Below are 288 nucleotides of genomic sequence, written 5' to 3' on the forward strand. Positions count from 1 at the left end.
TCGGCCGGCAGGTTGAGGATCGTTTTGCGCCGCATGGCGGTGTCGATGGTGCCCGGCGCGATGGCGTTGACGCGGATGCCGCGCGGGCCGGGCTCGAAGGCGAGCGATTTGGTCAGCGAGTTCAGCGCGCCCTTGGACAGCGAATAAAGGCTCGACGGCCGCTTGGGGATCATCTTGTGGGCGAAGTAGGACGAGATGTTGATGACCGAGGCGCCGGCGCTGAGATGCGGCAAAAGCCGCTGGGTGAGGAAGAACGCCGCCGTCACGTTGAGCGCGAAGGAATTCTGG

At 64.9% G+C, this 288-nt stretch carries 1 protein-coding gene; it reads right to left on the reverse strand.

The genetic code is table 11. From position 1 onward, the window contains the following. A partial coding sequence (locus EN852_RS39810) for an SDR family oxidoreductase (RefSeq protein WP_135879973.1) occupies nucleotides 1-288 on the reverse strand: 288 nt, incomplete at both ends.

This window comes from Mesorhizobium sp. M2E.F.Ca.ET.209.01.1.1 (assembly GCF_004010375.2).
In the GTDB taxonomy this organism is placed as follows: Bacteria; Pseudomonadota; Alphaproteobacteria; order Rhizobiales; family Rhizobiaceae; genus Mesorhizobium.